Annotated in this window: 19 protein-coding genes and 1 tRNA gene; 9 read left to right on the top strand and 11 right to left on the bottom strand. The window is 72.2% G+C overall.

Annotated elements, in window-relative coordinates; all coding sequences use genetic code 11:
• Positions 1-14: 14 nt before the first annotated feature.
• The 3 genes from D0Z06_RS18950 to D0Z06_RS18940 all read right to left on the bottom strand — a co-directional run bounded on the left by D0Z06_RS18950 (position 15) and on the right by D0Z06_RS18940 (position 3337).
• On the bottom strand, positions 15-1001 hold the full coding sequence (locus D0Z06_RS18950) for an ABC transporter substrate-binding protein (protein ID WP_117379106.1): 987 nt from the start codon (positions 999-1001) through the stop codon (positions 15-17).
• 246 nt (positions 1002-1247) lie between these two features.
• The gene (locus tag D0Z06_RS18945; RefSeq protein ID WP_199522417.1) at positions 1248-2237 is read right to left on the bottom strand and encodes an ABC transporter substrate-binding protein; all 990 of its coding nucleotides are present in this window, start codon (positions 2235-2237) and stop codon (positions 1248-1250) included.
• A gap of 131 nt (positions 2238-2368) precedes the next feature.
• Positions 2369-3337 carry an ABC transporter substrate-binding protein gene (locus D0Z06_RS18940; protein ID WP_117379158.1) on the bottom strand — a complete coding sequence of 323 codons (969 nt, stop codon included), beginning with the start codon at positions 3335-3337 and terminating at the stop codon, positions 2369-2371.
• Positions 3338-3582: 245 nt separating this feature from the next.
• Here D0Z06_RS18940 and D0Z06_RS18935 point away from each other — a divergent pair, with 245 nt between their 5' ends.
• From D0Z06_RS18935 to D0Z06_RS18905, 6 genes are all read left to right on the top strand, one after another.
• The gene (locus tag D0Z06_RS18935; RefSeq protein WP_117379105.1) at positions 3583-4605 is read left to right on the top strand and encodes a mechanosensitive ion channel family protein; all 1023 of its coding nucleotides are present in this window, start codon (positions 3583-3585) and stop codon (positions 4603-4605) included.
• Positions 4602-5891, top strand: coding sequence for an MFS transporter (locus D0Z06_RS18930; RefSeq protein WP_233517807.1), 1290 nt, complete (start codon positions 4602-4604; stop codon positions 5889-5891). Before D0Z06_RS18935 ends, D0Z06_RS18930 begins: the two co-directional genes overlap by 4 nt.
• Positions 5888-6325 (top strand): globin, encoded by a 438-nt coding sequence (locus D0Z06_RS18925; protein WP_117379104.1) that lies wholly within the window; start codon positions 5888-5890, stop codon positions 6323-6325. The genes D0Z06_RS18930 and D0Z06_RS18925 overlap by 4 nt, the downstream gene beginning before the upstream one ends.
• Before the next feature lie 73 nt (positions 6326-6398).
• Positions 6399-7682, top strand: a complete 1284-nt coding sequence (locus tag D0Z06_RS18920) for an alpha-amylase family glycosyl hydrolase (RefSeq protein WP_117379103.1) — start codon at positions 6399-6401, stop codon at positions 7680-7682.
• 114 nt (positions 7683-7796) lie between these two features.
• On the top strand, positions 7797-8396 hold the full coding sequence (locus D0Z06_RS18915; RefSeq protein ID WP_117379102.1) for a biotin transporter BioY: 600 nt from the start codon (positions 7797-7799) through the stop codon (positions 8394-8396).
• 131 nt (positions 8397-8527) lie between these two features.
• Positions 8528-8983: a YccF domain-containing protein gene (locus tag D0Z06_RS18905; protein ID WP_117379100.1), complete on the top strand. Its 456-nt coding sequence runs from the start codon at positions 8528-8530 to the stop codon at positions 8981-8983.
• 33 nt (positions 8984-9016) lie between these two features.
• Here D0Z06_RS18905 and D0Z06_RS18900 read toward each other — a convergent pair whose 3' ends face one another.
• Positions 9017-9430 carry an acyl-CoA thioesterase gene (locus D0Z06_RS18900; RefSeq protein ID WP_117379156.1) on the bottom strand — a complete coding sequence of 138 codons (414 nt, stop codon included), beginning with the start codon at positions 9428-9430 and terminating at the stop codon, positions 9017-9019.
• A 60-nt stretch (positions 9431-9490) separates the two neighbouring features.
• On the opposite strand from D0Z06_RS18900, the gene D0Z06_RS18895 reads away from it, so the two are divergent.
• Positions 9491-9961, top strand: a complete 471-nt coding sequence (locus D0Z06_RS18895) for a protein-tyrosine phosphatase family protein (protein WP_233517805.1) — start codon at positions 9491-9493, stop codon at positions 9959-9961.
• 158 nt (positions 9962-10119) lie between these two features.
• On the opposite strand, the gene ettA is transcribed toward D0Z06_RS18895, so the two are convergent.
• A complete protein-coding gene (ettA, locus tag D0Z06_RS18890; protein ID WP_117379098.1) occupies positions 10120-11790 on the bottom strand; it encodes an energy-dependent translational throttle protein EttA in 1671 nt (556 codons plus the stop codon).
• Between the two features lie 98 nt (positions 11791-11888).
• Entirely contained in the window at positions 11889-12425 is a 537-nt protein-coding gene (locus D0Z06_RS18885) for a single-stranded DNA-binding protein (RefSeq protein ID WP_158580035.1), read from the bottom strand.
• A gap of 243 nt (positions 12426-12668) precedes the next feature.
• On the opposite strand from D0Z06_RS18885, the gene D0Z06_RS18880 reads away from it, so the two are divergent.
• Positions 12669-12744 (top strand) — tRNA-Arg (locus D0Z06_RS18880).
• A gap of 73 nt (positions 12745-12817) precedes the next feature.
• On the opposite strand, the gene D0Z06_RS18875 is transcribed toward D0Z06_RS18880, so the two are convergent.
• Together D0Z06_RS18875 and D0Z06_RS27200 are read right to left on the bottom strand one after the other, a co-directional pair.
• Positions 12818-13840 (bottom strand): tyrosine-type recombinase/integrase, encoded by a 1023-nt coding sequence (locus D0Z06_RS18875; RefSeq protein WP_158580034.1) that lies wholly within the window; start codon positions 13838-13840, stop codon positions 12818-12820.
• A 356-nt stretch (positions 13841-14196) separates the two neighbouring features.
• Positions 14197-14469, bottom strand: a complete 273-nt coding sequence (locus tag D0Z06_RS27200; protein ID WP_370453375.1) for a DUF2510 domain-containing protein — start codon at positions 14467-14469, stop codon at positions 14197-14199.
• A 527-nt stretch (positions 14470-14996) separates the two neighbouring features.
• Between D0Z06_RS27200 and D0Z06_RS18865 the strand changes: the two genes are divergently transcribed.
• Positions 14997-16085, top strand: coding sequence for a DUF4062 domain-containing protein (locus D0Z06_RS18865; RefSeq protein WP_158580033.1), 1089 nt, complete (start codon positions 14997-14999; stop codon positions 16083-16085).
• Between the two features lie 82 nt (positions 16086-16167).
• Here D0Z06_RS18865 and D0Z06_RS25120 read toward each other — a convergent pair whose 3' ends face one another.
• From D0Z06_RS25120 to D0Z06_RS25490, 3 genes are read right to left on the bottom strand one after another with little or no spacing between them, the layout of a single operon-like run.
• Positions 16168-16476 carry a hypothetical protein gene (locus D0Z06_RS25120; protein WP_147332081.1) on the bottom strand — a complete coding sequence of 103 codons (309 nt, stop codon included), beginning with the start codon at positions 16474-16476 and terminating at the stop codon, positions 16168-16170.
• 6 nt (positions 16477-16482) lie between these two features.
• Positions 16483-17595 carry an IS630 family transposase gene (locus D0Z06_RS18860; protein ID WP_117379093.1) on the bottom strand — a complete coding sequence of 371 codons (1113 nt, stop codon included), beginning with the start codon at positions 17593-17595 and terminating at the stop codon, positions 16483-16485.
• A gap of 31 nt (positions 17596-17626) precedes the next feature.
• On the bottom strand, positions 17627-17779 hold the full coding sequence (locus D0Z06_RS25490) for a hypothetical protein (RefSeq protein ID WP_158580032.1): 153 nt from the start codon (positions 17777-17779) through the stop codon (positions 17627-17629).
• Between the last annotated feature and the right edge of the window lie 940 nt (positions 17780-18719).

Below are 18719 nucleotides of genomic sequence, written 5' to 3'. Positions count from 1 at the left end.
GGCGGACGACGCTCCTACTCGACGATCAGGTTGTCGAGGTCGACCTCGCCCTCGACGATGCCGTCCTGCTCGCCGAGATCGAGCAGCAGCTCGACCGACTCCCGGTTGATCTCGGTCGGGTAGGCCGGCAGGGTCAGCTCCTGCGCGACGTCCGGCGGGATCTGGGTGTAGGTGCCCAGCACCTCGCGGACGGCGTCGGGGTTGTCCTGCGCGTACTGCTGGGCCTCGACCATCGCCTCGGTGAAGGCCTGCACGACGCAGGGCTCCTCCTGGACGAACTGGTCCGAGGTGAACCAGCCGGCGACGAGCAGGTCCTCGTCGGTCTCGGTGTACGGGAACGACACGGCGCGCAGCCCGGCCCGCTCGCCCAGGGTGACGAACGGCTCGACGGCGAAGACGCCGTCCACCTGCCCGGAGCTGACCGCGGACACCATGTCCGGGAAGGGGATCTCGACGAACTCGATCGAGTCCGGATCACCGCCGGCCTGCCGGACGCTCTCCCGCACCACGGTGTCGCTGATGTTGTTGATCGAGTTGATCCCGATCCGCGTGCCGTCGAGGTCCGCGGCGCTCTGGTAGGGGCTGTCCCCGGCGACGATGACGGCCGCGTAGTCGTCCTCGGCGTTGCCGCTGGCCCCCGAGTTCGGCGCCACCAGCGCCAGCGGGACGCCGCGGCCCTCGGCCTGCAGCAGGCTGGTGATGTTGGAGACCCCGAACTGGGCCTCGCCGTTGACCACCGCGGGCACGATCGCCGCCCCGCCCTGGGCCAGGAACGCCTCCACCTCCAGGCCGGCGTCGGAGAAGATCCCCTGCTCGATGCCCAGGTACAGCGGGGCGACGTCGACGATCGGGATCGCCCCGACGCGGATGCTCGCGTCGACCTCGCCGCAGTCCTCGGTCGGTGCCCCGCCACCGGCCTCGGGGGCCTCCTCGTCCGCGCCCCCGCAGCCGGCCAGCAGCAGGCTGCCGGCGACGGTGAGGGTCATCAGGGTCCGGCGCACTCGGTCCTCCACGCTTACCGCTCGGGCGGCGACCACCGCCGGCCGCCGTGACCGCGCTTCCGCGCGGCCCGTGGAACACGGTACGGACGCCGGCCGACCGCACCCGCCGGCGTGACCGCATCGTGTCCTGGGCGGCTCCGCACGGGTGCGGTGCCTCCGCGCAGGTGAGCCGCCTCCGGGCGGGTGGGGGCGGGAACGCGGGGGCCCCGCACCGCGGCGGCGGTGCGGGGCCCGGCGGGCGAGGTGTCAGTCGGTCTCGGCGTAGATCGCCTCGAGGTCGACCTCCCCCTCGATGATCCCGTCCTGCTCGCCGAGTTCGAGCAGCCGCTCGATCGACTCGCGGTTCAGCTCGGTCTGGAAGGTCGGCAGCGTGAGCTGCTGGGCGACCTCGGCCGGGATCTGGGTGTAGGTGCCCAGCACCTCCCGGACGGCGTCGGGGTTGTCCTGGGCGTACTGCTGGGCCTCGACCATGGCGTCGGCGAAGGCCTCCACCACGTCGGGGTTCTCCGCGGCGTACTGGTCGGAGGTGAAGTAGCCGGCGACGCTCAGGTCGTCGTCGGTCTCGGTGTACGGGGAGGAGACCACCCGCAGGCCCTGGCTCTCGCCCAGCGTGGCGAACGGCTCCACGGCGAAGGCGGCGTCCACCTGCCCGGAGCTGACCGCGGCGACCATGTCGGGGAAGGGGATCTCGACGAACTCGATCCCGCTGGGGTCGCCCCCCGCCTGGCGCACGCTCTCCCGCACCACGGTCTCGCTGATGTTGTTGATCGAGTTGATCGCCACCCGCAGGCCGGCCAGGTCGGCGGCCGACTGCACCGGGCTGTCGGCCGGCACGATCACCCCGGCGAAGTCCTCCGCGGGGTCCCCCGTCGCACCGGGGCCCGGCGCGACCAGGGTCAGCGGCACGCCGCGGGCCTCGGCCTGCAGCAGGCTGGTGATGTTCGAGAAGCCGAACTGGGCCTCGCCGTTGACCACCGCGGGCACGATCGCCGCCCCGCCCTGGGCGAGGAACGGCTCCACCTCCAGGCCGGCGTCGGAGAAGATGCCCTCCTCGATGCCCAGGTACAGCGGGGCGACGTCGACGATCGGGATCGCCCCGACGCGGATCGAGGTCGTCCCGCCGTCCCCGGCCGCCCCACCCCCGCCACCGGAGGCGGTCCCCTCGTCGTCCCCGCCGCAGCCGGCCAGCACCAGGGCACCGGCCACGGCCAGGCTCGTCCACGTCCCTCGTCGCACGCGCTCCTCCTCGTCCGCCCACACCGCCGCCCCCGGGACGGGGACCGACGGGTCGGGCGACGTTAGGCAGCCCGGACGACGACCGTCAACGCGAAGCCTCGGATCTCGACCGCATCGTGACCCGCGGCCTGTCAGCCGACGTCGGTGAGGACGTCGGAGACCTCGACGTCGCCCTCGATGATCCCGTCCTGCTCCCCCAGCTCCAGCAGCCGGGCCACGGAGTCCTCGTTCACCTCGGTCTGGAAGTCCGGCAGCGTCAGCTGCGCGGCCACCTCCGGCGGGATGCTCGTGTAGCTGCCGAGGACCTCGCGGACGGCGTCGGGGTTGGCCTGCGCGTACGCGTTGGCCTCGGCCATGGCGGCCGTGAAGCGGCGCACGACGTCGGGGTTCTCCGCGGCGTACCGGTCGGAGGTGAAGTAGCCGGCGACGGTGAGGTCCTCGGCGGTCTCGGTGTAGGGCGCCGCCACCGAGCGCAGGCCCTGGGCGGCGCCGAGGGTGGCGAAGGGCTCCACCACGAACGCCGCGTCGACCTGCCCGGAGGCGACCGCGGCGACCATGTCGGGGAAGGGGATCTCGACGAACTCGATCCCGCTGGGGTCGCCCCCCGCCTGGCGCACGCTCTCCCGCACCACGGTGTCGCTGATGTTGTTGATGGTGTTGATCCCGACCCGGCCGCCCTCGAGGTCGGCGGCGGTGCGGTACGCGCTGTCGCCGGCGACCATGACCAGCGCGTAGTCCGCCGCCGGGTCGCCGGTCGGGCCGGCCCCCGGCGCCACCAGGCCCAGCGGCACGCCGCGGGCCTCGGCCTGCAGCAGGCTGGTGACGTTCGAGAAGCCGAACTGGGCCTCGCCGTTCATGACCGCCGGCACGATCGCCGCCCCGCCCTGGGCCAGGAAGGCCTCCACCTCCAGGCCGTGCTCGGCGAAGATGCCCTGCTCCTGGGCCAGGTAGACCGGGGCCACGTCGACGATGGGGATGGCGCCGAGGCGGACGGCGGTCGTGCCGCCGTCGACGGTCGCGGCCCCGGGCGCGGCGGGCGCCGCCTCCTCGGCACCGCAGGCGGTGAGCAGGGCGGCCCCGGCGAGGGTCAGACTGAGCAACGAGCGGCGCACGGGTCCTCCAGGACGACCGGTCCGCGCCGGTCGGCGGCGGACTCGGGCCGCCCGCTAGGCAGGCGCCGGCCGCCGCGGCACCCGCCCGCGGTCGGTCGCACCCGATCGGGTGCCCCCGGGTCGCCCGCCCCGGGGACGGCCCGACACGCGGGTGCCGGAGCCGTTCCCGCGCCGGTGGCACATCTGTCACAAACCGCTGACGCGGCCCCTCCGACCTGAGAGGATCGCCCGTGATGAGATCCTCACTGAACGTGGTCGCCGCCGCGGACGGGGGGCTGGCGGAGACGGTGCCCGACTGCGTGGACGACCCCACCACGCTGTGCGCCCGGGTCTACGACCTCGCCGGGCTCGACTGGCTGGCGGCCAACGCGGACACGCTCGTGGCCACGCCGGCGCGCATCGCCGTCATCCTGCTCGTCGCGGTGCTGGTCCGGCTGCTCGCCCACCGGGCCATCCGCCGGCTCACCGACCGGACCGCGAGCGGCGCGGTGCCGGCGGTCCTGCGCCCGCGGCGGCCGCGCGCCACCGTGCCCGGCGACACCCCGGAGCCGGCCGCGGCCCGCCGCACCCAGCGCGCCGAGGCCATCGGGTCGGTGCTGCGCAGCTGCGCGTCGATGGTGGTGACCGGCATCGCCGTCGTCCTCGTGCTCGGCGAGCTCGGCATCAACCTGGCGCCGATCCTCGCCAGCGCCGGGGTCGTCGGTGTGGCCCTCGGCTTCGGCGCGCAGAACCTGGTCAAGGACTTCATCGCCGGCATCGGCATCATCCTGGAGGACCAGTACGGCGTCGGGGACGTGGTCGACCTCGGGGAGGCGCGTGGCACGGTGGAGGCCGTGGGGCTGCGGACGACCCGGTTGCGCGACGTCAACGGGGTGGTCTGGTACGCCCGCAACGGCGAGGTGCTCCGCGTCGGCAACAAGAGCCAGGGCTACGCCCAAGTCGTGATCGACCTGCCGGTGGCCCACGACACCGACCTCGAGCGCTGCCGGGAGCTCATGCAGGAGGTCGCCGACGCGATGTACGGCGAGGCCGAGTGGGCCGCTGTGCTGCTGGCGCCGCCGGAGTCGCTCGGGGTCGAGCAGATCACCACCGAGGCGGTGCTCATGCGGGTGCAGGTGCGCAGCACCAACGCCGACCAGTGGCAGGTCGGCCGGGAGCTGCGGCTGCGGCTGAAGGAGCGGTTCGTCGCCGAGGGCATCCGGACGCCGCTGCCGCTGCTGGGCGCGGTCCCCGCCGCGACCGCGGGCTCGCCGTGACCGACGACGTCCCGCGTCGGCGGCCGGCCACCTTCCGCGAGGTCTTCGCCGTACCGGAGTTCCGGCCGCTGTTCGGCACGTACCTGCTGTCGACGATCGGCGACGAGCTGGCCCGCGTCGCCCTGACCGTGCTGGTCTACCAGCGGACGTCGTCGCCCCTGCTCGCCGCGATCACCTTCGGCATCAGCTACCTGCCCTGGCTGCTCGGCGGGCCGCTGCTGTCCACGCTGGCCGACCGGCTGCCGCGGCACCGGGTGCTGATCGCCAGCGACGTGCTGCGCGCCCTGCTGGTCACCGGCATGGCCGTCCCCGGCACCCCGCTGCCGGTGCTGCTCGCCCTCCTCCTGCTGGTCGCGGTCTGCGCGCCCCCGTTCGACTCGGCGCGCTCGGCGCTGATGGCCGACGTCCTCACCGGGGACCGCTACGCCGTCGCCACCTCGCTGACCAACGTCTGCGGGCAGGTCTCGCAGGTCGTCGGCTTCGTGCTGGCGGGCGCGCTCATCACGGTGCTGTCGCCGTCGCTGGTGCTGCTCCTCGACGCGGGCACGTTCGTGCTGTCGGCCGTCTGGCTCGGCGCGCGGCTGCAGCGGCGCCCGGCACCGGCCGCCGAGGAGGACGACGGGCCGCGGTCGGTCTGGCGGGACACCGGCCAGGGGCTGCGGCTGATCGGCCGCTCGGCCCGGCTCCGGACGATCATCGCGCTCACCTGGGTCGGCACCCTGTTCGCCAACGCGGCCGAGGGCATCGCCGCGCCGCTGGTCGACCAGCTGGACCAGCGCGCGGCCGAGGTCGGGGTGCTGCTGGCGGCCAACCCGCTGGGGGCCACGCTCGGCGGGCTGGTGATCGCCCGGCTGGTCCCGCCGCACCTGCGCGAGCGGCTGGTGCCGCCCCTGGTGGTGCTGTCGCTGGCGCCCATCCTGCTCGCCGGTCTGGTGGCCACCTGGGCCGAGCCGGGCCGCGGCACCTACCTGGTCGTGGTGGGCCTGATGTTCGTCGCCGGGCTCGGCGCGGCCTGGTCGATCCCCCTGAACGTGGCCTTCGTCCAGGCGGTGCCGCCCGCCTACCGGGGGCGCGCCTTCGGCGTCGCGGTCAGCGGGCTCTACGGCGTCCAGGGCATCGGCGTGCTGGCCGCGGGGGTGGTCGCCGAGCGGCTCGCCCCGTCCGAGGTGGTCGCGGTCATCGGGGCGCTCGGCCTGGTGGCCGTCGTCGTCCCGCTGCTCACCTACGTCCGAGCCCAGGGTCACATGGCAGCGGGGGCCCGGGCTGCGGGACGATCGGTGCCGTGAGCGACCCCGGCCGGACCCTGCCCTCGGCGCGGACCTTCTACGAGGAGGTCGGCGGCGCCCCGACCTTCGCCCGGCTCGTCGCCCGCTTCTACGCCGGCGTCCGCACCGACCCCCGGCTCGCACCGCTGTACCCCCAGGACGACTGGGCGGGCGCCGAGGCCCGGCTGCGCGCCTTCCTGGCCCAGTACTGGGGCGGGCCGACCACCTACTCCGACCAGCGCGGGCACCCCCGGCTGCGGATGCGGCACGCGCCGTTCGCCATCGGCCCGGCCGAGCGGGACGCCTGGCTCGAGCACATGCGCGACGCGGTGGACTCCCTCGACCTGCCCGCGGAGCAGGACGCCACGCTGTGGGGGTACCTGGAGATGGCCGCCCGCAGCATGCAGAACCGCTGGCCCGACGACGCCCCCGGCGGCCTCTCCCCCCTCCGGTAGGACCCCCGTCCCCCGGCCTCGGCCCGAGGTCCGCCCCGAGCGTGCGAGGGGTGAGGAGGCCGAGGTCCTTCCCCTGGGGATCCGCGCCCGCCTGCCGCACCTGGTGGAGCTCGGCGTCGACGCGCTGTGGATCACCCCGTTCTACCCGTCCCCGATGGCCGACCACGGCTACGACGTGGCCGACCCGCGCGACGTCGAGCCGGTGCTCGGCGACCTCGCCGGGTTCGACGCGCTGCTGGCCGAGGCGCACGCCGCCGGCCTGCGGGTGACCGTCGACCTGGTCCCCAACCACAGCTCGCACCAGCACGAGTGGTTCGAGGCGGCCCTCGCCGCCGGCCCCGGGTCGCCCGAGCGGGCGCGCTACCTGTTCCGCGACGGCCGCGGCCCGGACGGCGCGGAGCCGCCGAACAACTGGCCGTCGGTGTTCGGCGGCCCGGGGTGGTCGCGGGTCCCCGACGGGCAGTGGTACCTGCACCTGTTCGCCCCCGAGCAGCCGGACCTGAACTTCGGCAACCCCGAGGTCCTCGACGACCTCGAGACGACGATGCGGTTCTGGCTCGACCGCGGCGTGGACGGCTTCCGGATCGACGTCGCCCACGGCATGGCCGAACCCGACGTGCTGCCGGTGGAGGACACCGGGCTGCTCGCCGACCACGGCCCGGGCGACCACCGGTTCGACCAGGACGCCGTGCACGACATGCACCGGCGGATCCGCGCCGTGCTGGACGCCTACCCGGGGCGGATGGCGGTCGGTGAGGTCTGGGTCTCCGAGGACCGCCCCCGGCACGTCACCCGCTACGGGGGCGGGGAGGTCGGGACCCGGCGCGCCCGCGCCGCAGCCCTGCTGCAGCTGGCCCTGCCGGGGGTGGCGTACCTCTACAACGGCGACGAGTTCGGCATGCCGGACGTCGAGCTGCCGGACGCGGCGCTGCAGGACCCGATCCGGGAGCGCTCGGGCCGGACCGAGCGGGGCCGGGACGCCTGCCGCATCCCGGTGCCGTGGTCGGGCACCGAGCCGCCCTACGGCTTCTCGACCAGCCCCGACACCTGGCTGCCCGTGCCGGAGAGGTGGGCCGCGCTGACCGCCGAGGCCCAGGCCGCCGATCCGAGATCGATGCTGTCGCTGTACCGAGGTGCGCTGCGGCTGCGGACGTCGGCCGTGGCCTCGGGTGGGTCGCTGGAGTGGCTGCCGGCCCCCGAGGGCTGCCTGGCCTTCCGCCGTCCCGGCGGGCTGGTCTGCCTGGTCAACCTCTCCGGGGCCCCGGTCCCCGTCCCGGAGGGCGAGGTGCTGCTGGCCAGCGCGGACGTCTCCGCGGGGGAGGTCGGCCCGGACGTGGCCGTGTGGCTGCGCGGCTGACCGGTCCGGTGCCGTCCCCGTGCCCGGCGCTGCCGCGGGGCACGCGGATGCGGCAGACTCACCCGCGACCGACGGCGCCCGACCCCGGGGGCCGCCCGAGCCGCAGGAGGATCCTTGGCCACCGCATCCGTGCCGGCGCTGCCGTCCCGCCCGCTCGTCCTCGCCGACCTGGTGCCCGCCGTCCGGGCGCGCAACGCCGCGCTCGTGGCCGCGGGGGTGCTGTTCACCGCGCTGCTGGCGCAGGTGTCGGTGCCCGTGCCCGGGTCGCCCGTGCCGATCACCGGCCAGACGCTGGCCGTGGTGCTCGTCGCGGCCAGCCTGGGCCCGGTGCTCGGCGTCGCGGTCCAGGTGCTCTACATCCTCAGCGCCCTGGTCGGCCTGCCCTTCTACTCGGAGGCCAGCGGCGGGTGGGACGTGGTGTTCGGCGCGACCGGCGGCTACGTCCTCGGCTTCATCCCGGCCGCCTACCTCATCGGCCTGGCGGCGCGGCGCGGCGCCGACCGGACCCCGCTCAAGGCGGTGCCGCTGTTCGTCGCCGGCCAGGCCGTGATCTTCGCGGTGGGCGTGCCGTGGCTGGCGGTGAGCACCGGCATGACCGCCTCCCAGGCGCTGGACGCCGGCTTCTACCCCTTCATCCTCGGCGGGCTGGTGAAGGCCGCGGTGGCCGCGGCCGTGCTCGGCACCGCGTGGCGGGTGGCGCAGCGCCGCCGCTGAGACCGGTCCCGACGGGCTCCGCTCCCCTGCCGGGGGCGGGGCCCGTCGCCGTCCGGGGGGCGGGGCCGTCCCAGGGGCGGGCGCCGTCCCGGGGGACGGAACCCCGCTCGCGCGCCGGGCGTGAGACAGGTGTGGACACCCTCCGACTGCTGCTCAACCTCGTCTGGCTGGTGCTGCAGGGCTGGATCCTGGCGCTGGCCTACGCGGTCGCCGGGCTGATCGCCTGCCTGCTGGTCGTCACGATCCCCTTCGGCATCGCCGCGTTCCGGCTGGCCTCCTTCGTGCTGTGGCCGTTCGGGCGCACCACCGTGCCCGTGCCGGGCGCCGGGGTCGCCTCGGCGGTCGGCAACCTGCTGTGGTTCCTCGTCGCGGGCTGGTGGCTGGCGCTGATCCACATCGTCGCGGGCATCGGCTTCTGCCTGACCATCATCGGGATCCCCTTCGGCGTCGCCTCGTTCAAGCTGGCCGCCGTCGGGCTGTTCCCGCTGGGCAAGCGGGTGGTGGAGACCGCCCCGCCGCGGGACTGGGTGCACGCCGGCTCCGGCGTGGTGGCCGGGGCGCCGGCCGGCTCGGCCTACCGCTACTGAGCCGCGTCCCGGCCGGGTGCCCGGCCGGGGGTCTCAGTCGGCGGGCTCGTCGCCCCAGCGGGCGAGGAACTCCCTCTCCCCCGGGGTGAGCCGACGGGGCCGCTGCAGGGCGAAGTCGAAGGGCGCCAGCAGGGTGCTGCCGGTGACCGCCAGCCGGCCGTGGTCGAAGACCTCGTAGTGGCAGGTGAAGGCCGCCGCGCGGACCCCGGACACCCAGATCTGCACCTCCAGCGGCTCGGCGTCGTAGACCACCGAGCGCTTGTACCGGATGTCGTGGGCGGCCACGACGAGCCCGCGGCGCATGCCGGTCCGCTCGTCGTGGGTCGGGTGCTCGAAGAGCAGGCTGACGCGGGCCATCTCGAAGTAGCCGAGGAAGGCGACGTTGTTGATGTGCTGGTAGGCGTCCATGTCCGACCAGCGCATCGGGACCTGCACCGTGTGCCTCACGGCCGACACTGTGCCGCACCGGCTCCCGGCGCCACGCAGGCACCGGCCTACGGTGGCGCCGTGGCGGGGCCGGAGGACGCCGCACCCCCCGGTGCGGGCGGTGGCGTGTGGGACGCCGCGCTCCCGGGCGTGCTCGAGCTGCCCTCGGGCCGCCGGGTGCGGGGCCGGGCGCTGCGGGAGCCGCCGGGCGGGCCGGTCGCGCTCGGGGTGTACCTGGCGGGGCGCCCGGTCACCGGGCCGGCCGCGGAGAGCCGGTGGGTGCGCTGGCGGGACTTCTCGCTGCCCGCGGACCCCGCCGTCCTGCGGGATGCGCTGCGCGCGGCGTGGGAGCGCTCGGCCGCGGAGCGGGTGGAGATCGCCTGCCGCGGCGGCACCGGCCGCACCGGGACGGCGCTGGCCTGCCTGGCCGTGCTGGACGGCGTCCCCGCGCGGGAGGCGGTGGCCTTCGTGCGGGCGCGCTACCGCCGCCGGGCGGTGGAGACGCCCTGGCAGCGGGCGCTGGTCACCCGGTTCACGCCTGACCCGCCGTGATCATGGGCTTCTCACACCCGGACACGCCGCGGTCCGGCGTGTCCCCGGCATCATCCCCATGATCACGGTGATGGCGCCCCCGGACGGCGACCGGCCGGCCGGAGCAGTGCTCCGACCGGCCGGTCGTGGGTCCACCGCGGGGTCGACCGCGGCCGCGCTCAGTCGCGGGCGAGCTTGCGGTAGGTGGCGCGGTGCGGGCGGGCCGCCTCGGGCCCCAGCCGCTCGACCTTGTTCTTCTCGTAGTCGCCGAAGTTGCCCTCGTACCAGAACCACTTCGAGTCGCCCTCGTAGGCGAGGATGTGCGTCGCGACGCGGTCGAGGAACCACCGGTCGTGGCTGACCACCACGGCGCAGCCCGGGAAGTCGAGCAGCGCGCCCTCGAGGCTGGTCAGCGTCTCGGTGTCGAGGTCGTTGGTGGGCTCGTCCAGCAGGAGCAGGTTGCCGCCCTGCTTGAGGGTCAAGGCGAGGTTGAGGCGGTTCCGCTCCCCGCCGGACAGTACACCGGCCGGCTTCTGCTGGTCCGGGCCCTTGAAGCCGAAGGCGGCGACGTAGGCCCGCGAGGGCATCTCGACGTTGCCGACCTGGATGTGGTCGAGGCCGTCGGAGACGACCTCCCACAGCGTCTTGTTCGGGTCGATGCCGCTGCGGCTCTGCTCGACGTAGGACACCTGGACGGTCTCCCCGACCTTGATGTCGCCGTCGTCGGGCTTCTCCTCGCCGACGAGCATCTTGAACAGCGTCGTCTTGCCGACGCCGTTGGGCCCGATCACGCCGACGATGCCGTTGCGGGGCAGCGTGAAGGACAGGTCGTCGATGAGGACCCGGTCGCCGAAGCCCTTGGTCAGGCGGTCGGTCTCGACGACGACGTTGCCCAGGCGCGGGCCCGGCGGGATCTGGATCTCCTCGAAGTCGAGCTTGCGGTACTTCTCGGCCTCGGCGGCCATCTCCTCGTAGCGCTGCAGCCGGGCCTTGCTCTTGGCCTGGCGGGCCTTGGCGCCGGAGCGGACCCACTCCAGCTCGTCCTTCAGCCGCTTCTGCCGCTTGGCGTCCTTGGCCCCCTCGACCTTCAGGCGGGCGGCCTTGGTCTCCAGGTAGGTGGAGTAGTTGCCCTCGTAGGGGTAGGCGCGACCGCGGTCGAGCTCGAGGATCCACTGGGCGACGTTGTCGAGGAAGTACCGGTCGTGGGTGACGGCGACGACGGTGCCGGCGTACTTCTCCAAGTGCTGCTCGAGCCAGGCCACGCTCTCGGCGTCGAGGTGGTTGGTCGGCTCGTCGAGCAGCAGCAGGTCCGGGGCCTCGAGCAGCAGCTTGCACAGCGCGACGCGGCGCCGCTCACCACCGGAGAGGACCTTCACGTCGGCGTCACCGGGCGGGCAGCGCAGCGCGTCCATGGCCTGCTCGATGCGGGCGTCGAGCTCCCACCCGTCGGCGTTCTCGATGACCTCCATCAGCTCGCCCTGCTCGGCGAGGAGGGCGTCGAAGTCGGCGTCGGGCTCCCCCATCGCCGCGCTGACCTCCTCGAACCGGGTCAGGGCGTCCCGCAGGGGCTTGACCGCCTCCTCGACGTTGCCGCGGACGTCGAGCTCCTCGTTGAGCGGGGGCTCCTGCTCGAGGATGCCGACCGTGGCACCGGGGGCCAGGGACGCCTCGCCGTTGGAGGGCTGCTCCATCCCTGCCATGATCTTGAGGACCGTGGACTTGCCCGCGCCGTTCGGCCCGAGCACGCCGATCTTGGCGCCGGGCAGGAACGACAGGGTGACGTCGTCCAGGATCACCTTGTCGCCGTGCGCCTTGCGCGCACGGACCATCGTGTAGATGTACTGAGCCACTGGGCTGGGGGCCTTCCGTCGGTCGCGATGAGGGGCGGGCCGGCCGGTGGCCGGCCCGCCCCGTGCGTGCTCGCCCCCGATCCTCCCAGCCCGGGCAACTAGACGTGCGCGGGCTCCGCGGCGAGCTCCGGGGCGTCCGACCGGTGCAACGCCGCGTCGGCGGTCACGTAGTCCCGCCCGGGCACCGGGATCTCGTCCGATCCGGTCGGCCCCCCGCCGGCCCCCTGCCCCTCGGCCTCCGGCTCCTGGCCGCCCTCGCCCCCGGGCCGGGCGGCGCGCTGGGTGCGGGTGAAGTCGGCCCGGCCCCGGGCGAGGTTGGGACCGACGGCGAAGGCCTTGATCCGCGGCACGCTGCGGCGGCCGCTGTCGCCCTCCCAGCTGTGCGTCGTCAGGGCGCCGTGCACGATCACCGGGTCGCCCTTGCTGATGCTGCCGGACACGTTGCCCGACAGGTCGTTCCAGCACTCGACGTCGACCCAGAAGGTGCCGCCGTCGACGTACTCGTGGCTGCGGTTGTCGTAGCGGCGGGAGGTCGACGCCATGCGGAAGTTGGTCACGGGGTTGCCGCTGTCGGGCCGGTAGCGGCGGGGCGCGTCGACCACGTTGCCGACGACGGTCACGTAGGTGTCGTTCACGGTGCTCCTCGAGATGTCCCCGCCGGGTGGCGGGACCGGCGCGGTGCCGGACACCGACGACCGTGGCCTCTCCGCGCCGGGCGGGGAGCCCGTCGGGCCGGTGTGTGGACGGCGGGCCGGCCTGTGGACGGACGGCGCGGTCGCGTCGGGGGCCGGTGCTCGGCTGCGGCTGTGACGAACCCGCCGCCCGCCCGCGCGGCCCGCCCAGGCCGGCGGCACCCGCGGTGCGATGATCGGTCGCGAGCGCCCGTAGCTCAGCGGATAGAGCAGGTGCCTTCTAAGCACTTGGTCGCAGGTTCGATCCCTGCCGGGCGCGCCATCCATGGCCCTGACCTGCGCTTACTTCTTGCTCGATCCAAAGAGGAACGAGTCGTTACCGAGATAGTTACCTACTATAGGTGCTGAGCAACCGACCTGCGCTCACCGAGGGAGTCCCGACCGAGGTAGATCCGGGCGGTCATCGACGGGTCAGCGTGACCGAGCTGGTCGGCGATGGCGACCAGTGGCGCGCCCGCCTGATGAGCGATGGTGGCCACGGTGCGACGCCAGGTGTGTGGGGTCGCCCATGACAGCCCGGCACCCTTGAACAGCTCTGCCAGAGTTTTGGCAGCGTTGGACTGATCCCACATGCGTTCGCCGTCGCCGACGAAGTGCGGCGAGGCGAAGACGTAACCCGTGCCCCCCGTCCGCTCCGCGCGCACCCGAAGGCGATCGGCCAGCCAGTCGGGGAAGTCGACCCGTCGGCGGGAGTGGCGGGACTTTGTCCCCCGGATCAGCGCGGCCCCGGAGGTCAGGTCGACGTCCTCCCATCGCAGGGACCGAGCCTCGGTAACCCGGACACCGGTCCCCATCATGAACGCGGCTAGGTCGGCGGCGGCCTGCCACTTGCGCCGGGTCTGCGGCAGCGCGGGCTCCTCTGCCGCCCGTTCATCCGCGTACGCCAGCAGGGCCGCTCGCTCCGCCCGGGTGAGCGCCCGTGTGGTGTCCCGGGCTTCGCGGCCTTCACGGAGAGACTTCGTCGTCTGCGACGCGATCGGTCGGACGTTGCGCAGCGCGTTGGCGTTCAGCGTCCCGTTGTCCACAGCCAGGTTGAAGATCCCCATCAGGACGGACCGGGTCATCTTCGCCGCCCCGGTGCCGTGCTTGTCGGCGACCGCTTGCAGGAAGGCTCGGAGCCGCTGCGTGTTGTTGGCCTCGGCCAGAGTCAGGCCGTGGATGGTCGCGCCCGGCCTGTCGATGTAGCGGACGAAGGTGCGGCCGTAGTCCTCGACGGTCCGTGGCGCTAAGCCCGAGTCGGTGCGCCGGATGCCGGCGAGCCATACCCGGCCAGCCTCGACCAGGGGCATGGTCGCGGTCATCTCGACGTCGCCGACGCTGTTCAGGCGCTCGGTGAACGCCGCGTCCAGCGCCGCCATAGCCTTGGCCTTCGTCGGGGCGACCCGGGACAGGTCGCGCTGAACGCCGTCGTATCCCCGGTAGTAGCAGCGAGCACGCCACCTCTCCGCACTGCGAGCGTTCGGGGCCGTCTTCCACTTGCCCTGCTCGTCGCGCCGTTGCGGGGTCGCCTCGACCTCGCCTCGCTCCCCTAGCCCGAGGGCTCGTCTACCCATGCGCACGACCATACACAGGTAACGATTAGAGAGGTAGTAACCAACTGACTCCCTCCCCCAGACGGGGTGGTCAACCTTTCAGCTCTTGAGCAGTCAGAGGCCCTGGTGCTCCCGCTGTTATGCGAGAGGGCCAGGGCCTCGTCTGCTGCTCGTGCGCGGTTCTACTGGGGCGGCGTCGTGGTCGTGTGCTCCGTCCAGTCCTGCCCGTTCCACCATCGATAAGGAGCGATCCCTTGGGGGTCCGGGTAGAAGCCTGCTGGCGGACCACTCGCCACCGGCGGCGCTGCCGGTGCCGGCGGTGCTGACGCCGAAGCGATGAGCGACGATGCCCGCTGCGTCAACGACACCGCAGGCTGCGGCGTGCTGGCGTCGGCACCCTGGTGAAGGCTGAGCTGGTGGTTGCAGATGCGGCACTTTTTGGCCAATGCCCGCATCCCGACCTCGGAGAGACCGCCCGTCATGAGCGCCATCGATGTGCGGCCCGTGTTCCGCCCCAGGTTGGCTACTCCTGAGTTCGTGCACTTCTTGCAGTCTCGGCATCCCTGCTCGACACGCACCGACTTGCCCAACGTCCTACCTCCGGTCCCGACTCACTGGCTGAGGTCGCTCGGCCTCGGACGGTAAGCGAAGCGGACGAACCGGTATCGTAGCGACGCGCCCGCGCCATTAGGAGGGACGGGCGGGTATCCGGGGGCCCCTGGTCCTCGCCTGCCCACGCGGGCCTCTGTGAGGTCCGCGAGGCCGGCCGACAGCCCTGCCGAGCATCCTTGGGTGGATGTACCAGATGGGCCGCGTCCCGCCGGGCATCTTCACAGGGGTGGGGACATGACCCCCGAAGTCCGTTCACGGACACCGCCTCGTGATAGCAGCCCGGATCGCGCCACGGTGCCAGGGTCGTTGAGCGGGGCCGGTCGGTGGACCGCCGGGGATGTGCGGGCAAGCTTGTCGATACCGTTATGTCGTGGTCGTCGAGAAGCGCGAACAGGTCTTCGTCAGCTCCACCTATGTTGACTTGCAGGAAGAGCGGCAAGCCGTCATTCAAACACTATTGGAGGCTGACTGTTTTCCAGCGGGCATGGAACTTTTCCCGGCCTCAGACGAGGAAAAGTGGGACCTAATCAAGCGCGTTATCGATGACAGTGACTACTATGTTGTCATCGTCGGAGGAAGATATGGAAGCCTAGACGACAGTGGACTTAGTTTCACGGAGAAGGAGTTTGACTACGCCGTCGAGACGAAGACGCCAGTCCTTGGCTTCCTGCATGGCGCTCCCGGGTCGATCGTTGCGGATAAAATGGACCTAGACCCGGCGTTGCGCGAGAAACTTGAAGCGTTCCGCGAGAAGGTAAGCAAGCGGATGGTGAAGTTTTGGAGCTCACCAAGCGATCTCGCTGGAGCTGTGGCGCGAAGCCTCATCCAGGCGCGCAAGTATCACCCGGCGGAAGGTTGGGTGAGGGCGCGAGGTGCCCTGACGCCTGAAGTAGAGCAGGAGATGGCAGAGCTGCGGGCGACAGTCGAAAAGCTAAACGCTGAGCTAGAGGCGCAGAGACACCAGCAGGCCGAAGGCGTCGACGTTGGCGAGCTGGCGCAAGGCGAAGACGTCCACATGTTCAACACCCTCTTGTACTACTGGACGCCTGCCGATGTTCAGGCCGGTCGAACATGGCCGGCGAAGCGGCAGATCCACTCCAAGAACTACAGGGTCACCTGGGACAACATATTCTCGATACTCGCGCCGTTGATGCTAGACGAGGCGTCGGAAGTCGACCTATCCGAGGAGTTGGATTTCCAGGCGACTTTTCTGCGGGATGACGATCCCGAAGTGCCTGAGGAGGTTGGGGAAGTCGATCGAGTCATGGCGGGACCTGACGTCCTGAACAAGATAAAGGTGCAGCTCTTTGCGCTTGGACTTATTGGACACAGTCAGAAGCGCCATCCCGTGCAGGATCAGAATAGTTACTGGACCCTCACGCAGAAGGGGAGGGACCACCTGATGCGGCTGTCTGCTGAGCGTCGGCCGGAACCGGCACAGCAAGCGATCGAGATTTAGACGTTGGGTCAGCCCTCGGACCGCGTTGTCCCGGGGCTGACAGGTGTTCAGGGTCAGTCGCCTTAACGGTCACGCTGTTGTACTAGGCCACCATCCGGTACCTGATGGTGGTGACGGCACGGGCGAGGACGGCCACGATCGCCTGCGGCGGCGTGGTGACCGGTATGCGCTCACCACGGATGTGCACGGCGGTGGGGTGCTTGCGAAGCCAGCCCACCTCCCAGCGGAACGCCACGCTCTTGTCCTGTGGATCCACCCCTGCGGCTCGTGCATCGACGACAGCCTCACCAACGAGGCACTGCCGCGTGTCCATGCCCTCGGCCAGCTTGACCAGCGCGGCGGTGGTCTCGACGGCATTCGGCCTTGTCCTCGCTGCCCGCTTCGGCCACACGGTCCGCTAGTGCTCCGTAACTGACGTCGTTTGCGTCTTCCGGCGGTGAGGGTCGGTGGCCTTGGCGATGACGGTGTCGGGGTCCTTGGTCCAGGTGAACGGCCGGCAGCGGTCGTTCCAGGCGGCGATGAAGCTCTCGATGGCGGCGATGAGGTCGGCGACGGTCGGGAAGTTGCCGCGGCGCAGGGCCTGGCGGGTGATGATCGAGAAGAACGCCTCGACGAGGTTCAGCCAGGACCCCGAGGTCGGCGTGAAGTGCAGGGTCACCCGGGGATGGCGCTCGAGCCAGGCGCGCACCGCCGGATGCTTGTGGGTGGACAGGTTGTCGACCACGACATGCAGCTCGCGGCGCGGATAGGCCCGAGCCACCTGGCGCAGGAAGGCCAGGAACTCCTGGTGACGGTGTCGCTCGGTACAGGCCTCGGTGACCTTGCCGGTGGCCACCTCGAGGGCAGCGAACAGCGTGGTGGTGCCGTGCCGGACGTAGTCGAAGCTGGCCGCCGCCGGATGCCCGGGTCGCACCGGCAGGGGTGGGGCGGTGCGCTCCAGCGCCTGGATCTGCGGCTTCTCGTCGACGCAGAGCACCACCGCCTTCTCCGGCGGATGCAGGTAGAGGCCCACGACGTCGCGGATCTTGGCCTCGAGTTCGGGATCGGTGGAGAACTTGAACGTCTGCGCCCGCCAGGGCTGCACTCCGAAGCGGTGCCAGATCCGGGCCACCGTGGCGTGCGAGATCGGCGTGCCCTCGCCGGCCAGCGCCGCGGCCAGCAACCGCGAGGACCAGTGCGTCGCCGCGAACTGGATCGGCGGCTCGGTCAGGGTCAGCTCGAGCACCCGATCCCGCAGCTGTTCGGGTAGCTGTGCCGGCTTGCCCGGCCGGGGCAGATCCTCCAGGCCGGCCAGGCCGCGTTCGGCGTAGCGGCCGCGCCAGGTGACCACGGTCGGTTCGGCGCAGCCGACGATCGTGGCGATCTGCTTGCCCGGCACCGCCTCGGCGGCGAGCAGCACGATCCGGGCCCGCTCGATCACCCGGGCCGGCGCCCCCTTGTCCCGGACCCGCCGCTCCAGCTCCTGCCGATCGGCCTCCGATACCTCGACCGTCCGCACATGCGCAGGCATAGGAAATGGTCGACCCCGAGCCGTGATCACATCAAGGAGCATTGCGACGGAGCACTAGCCCCTCCGCCCAGTGCTCGGCCAGCACCGAAGCCTCAGCGGCGCGGGCTGCCTCGACGGCGTCGGCGGCAGCTCCGACCAGTCCACGGTGGACGGTGGTGTCCGCCTCGGCGGACAGCAGCTCCATCCCGGTCACTGTGGTGTCGCCGTTACGGTTCCGCCCAGTCAGGCCGGCGTGGTGCGCTTCCGCCTGTGCCAGCGCGGCGACCGCCTCGGCGTGCGCCTGTTCCGCAGCCTCGCGGTCCCCGGAGGACAGCCTCGTACTCCGGCGGCGGTGGTGGTGGTCTTGGTCTTGCGGGTGGTGGCGACGGGGGACGGATCTCCTGTTCTGCTCGGCCCTTTGGCAGAGCTGTTGACGGCATGACCGAGGTGGCCCCCGGAGGGGGCCTGTTCTCGATCACGGGTGTGTGCGATGCCGGGATGGCCCTCGGGACGAGGGCACAGACGGTTACCGGCGTTCCTCGTCTCCTGATCGCCGTTGACCTAGAAGACTTAGAGAAGGGCGAGGCGAAGGTGCAGGTCAGGGGCTTGCCACCTGGCACTCAGTGCCAGCTCGGCTAGCACTGAATGTCAGCTATCGCCCTGAATCGGGGCACTGAGTGCGCAGTGCCTCACTTCCCGAGCGCGCGCAGGTGTCGCCCGACGCGTCGTTCCGGGTCGTGGACGGGGCAGGGGGTGTGCTCGGTGGAGAAGCCCCCGCGGCCGCCCTCGATGGCATGCCTAGGGATGATCAGGCACCGCGCCCCCGACCCCTCGGCCAGCCACCCGTACCCCACGGCGGTCCTGATTGCGCGGGTGACGTCGCTGCTGGCCGGCTGACGCAGGACGCCATCCCGATCCACGGTGCTCAGTGCCAGCCGCACCTCGCCCGGCCCGAACGTCGCGTGTCCGTTCCCGAGGTGGTGGCCGTAAGCCAGGCAAGCCACGCGCAGCCACAGGGGGGACTGCTGCACGGATCGGTGACAGGTTGGGTCAGGCGGCCTGAGCGGCCAGTGTGGGTGTGATGGTCTCGTACTCGATGGGCGTGAGTCGACCGAGGGCGTCTTGGCGACGCCGGCGGTGGTAGG

It is taken from the genome of Geodermatophilus marinus (genome assembly GCF_003428645.1).
Classification (GTDB): domain Bacteria; phylum Actinomycetota; class Actinomycetes; order Mycobacteriales; family Geodermatophilaceae; genus Geodermatophilus.
The sequence above is the reverse complement of the archived record's forward strand: the minus strand, read 5'-3'. Positions and strand labels throughout refer to the sequence as shown.

What these genes read in the sequence shown, in the direction of transcription:
- D0Z06_RS18935 (WP_117379105.1), top strand. Translation starts at nt 3,583, where the DNA reads ATGAGATCCTCACTGAACGTGGTCGCCGCCGCGGACGGGGGGCTGGCG.
- D0Z06_RS18875 (WP_158580034.1), bottom strand. Translation starts at nt 13,840, where the DNA reads ATGGCGGCGCTGGACGCGGCGTTCACCGAGCGCCTGAACAGCGTCGGC.
- D0Z06_RS27200 (WP_370453375.1), bottom strand. Translation starts at nt 14,469, where the DNA reads ATGCGGGCATTGGCCAAAAAGTGCCGCATCTGCAACCACCAGCTCAGC.
- D0Z06_RS18860 (WP_117379093.1), bottom strand. Translation starts at nt 17,595, where the DNA reads ATGCCTGCGCATGTGCGGACGGTCGAGGTATCGGAGGCCGATCGGCAG.
- D0Z06_RS25490 (WP_158580032.1), bottom strand. Translation starts at nt 17,779, where the DNA reads ATGGAGCTGCTGTCCGCCGAGGCGGACACCACCGTCCACCGTGGACTG.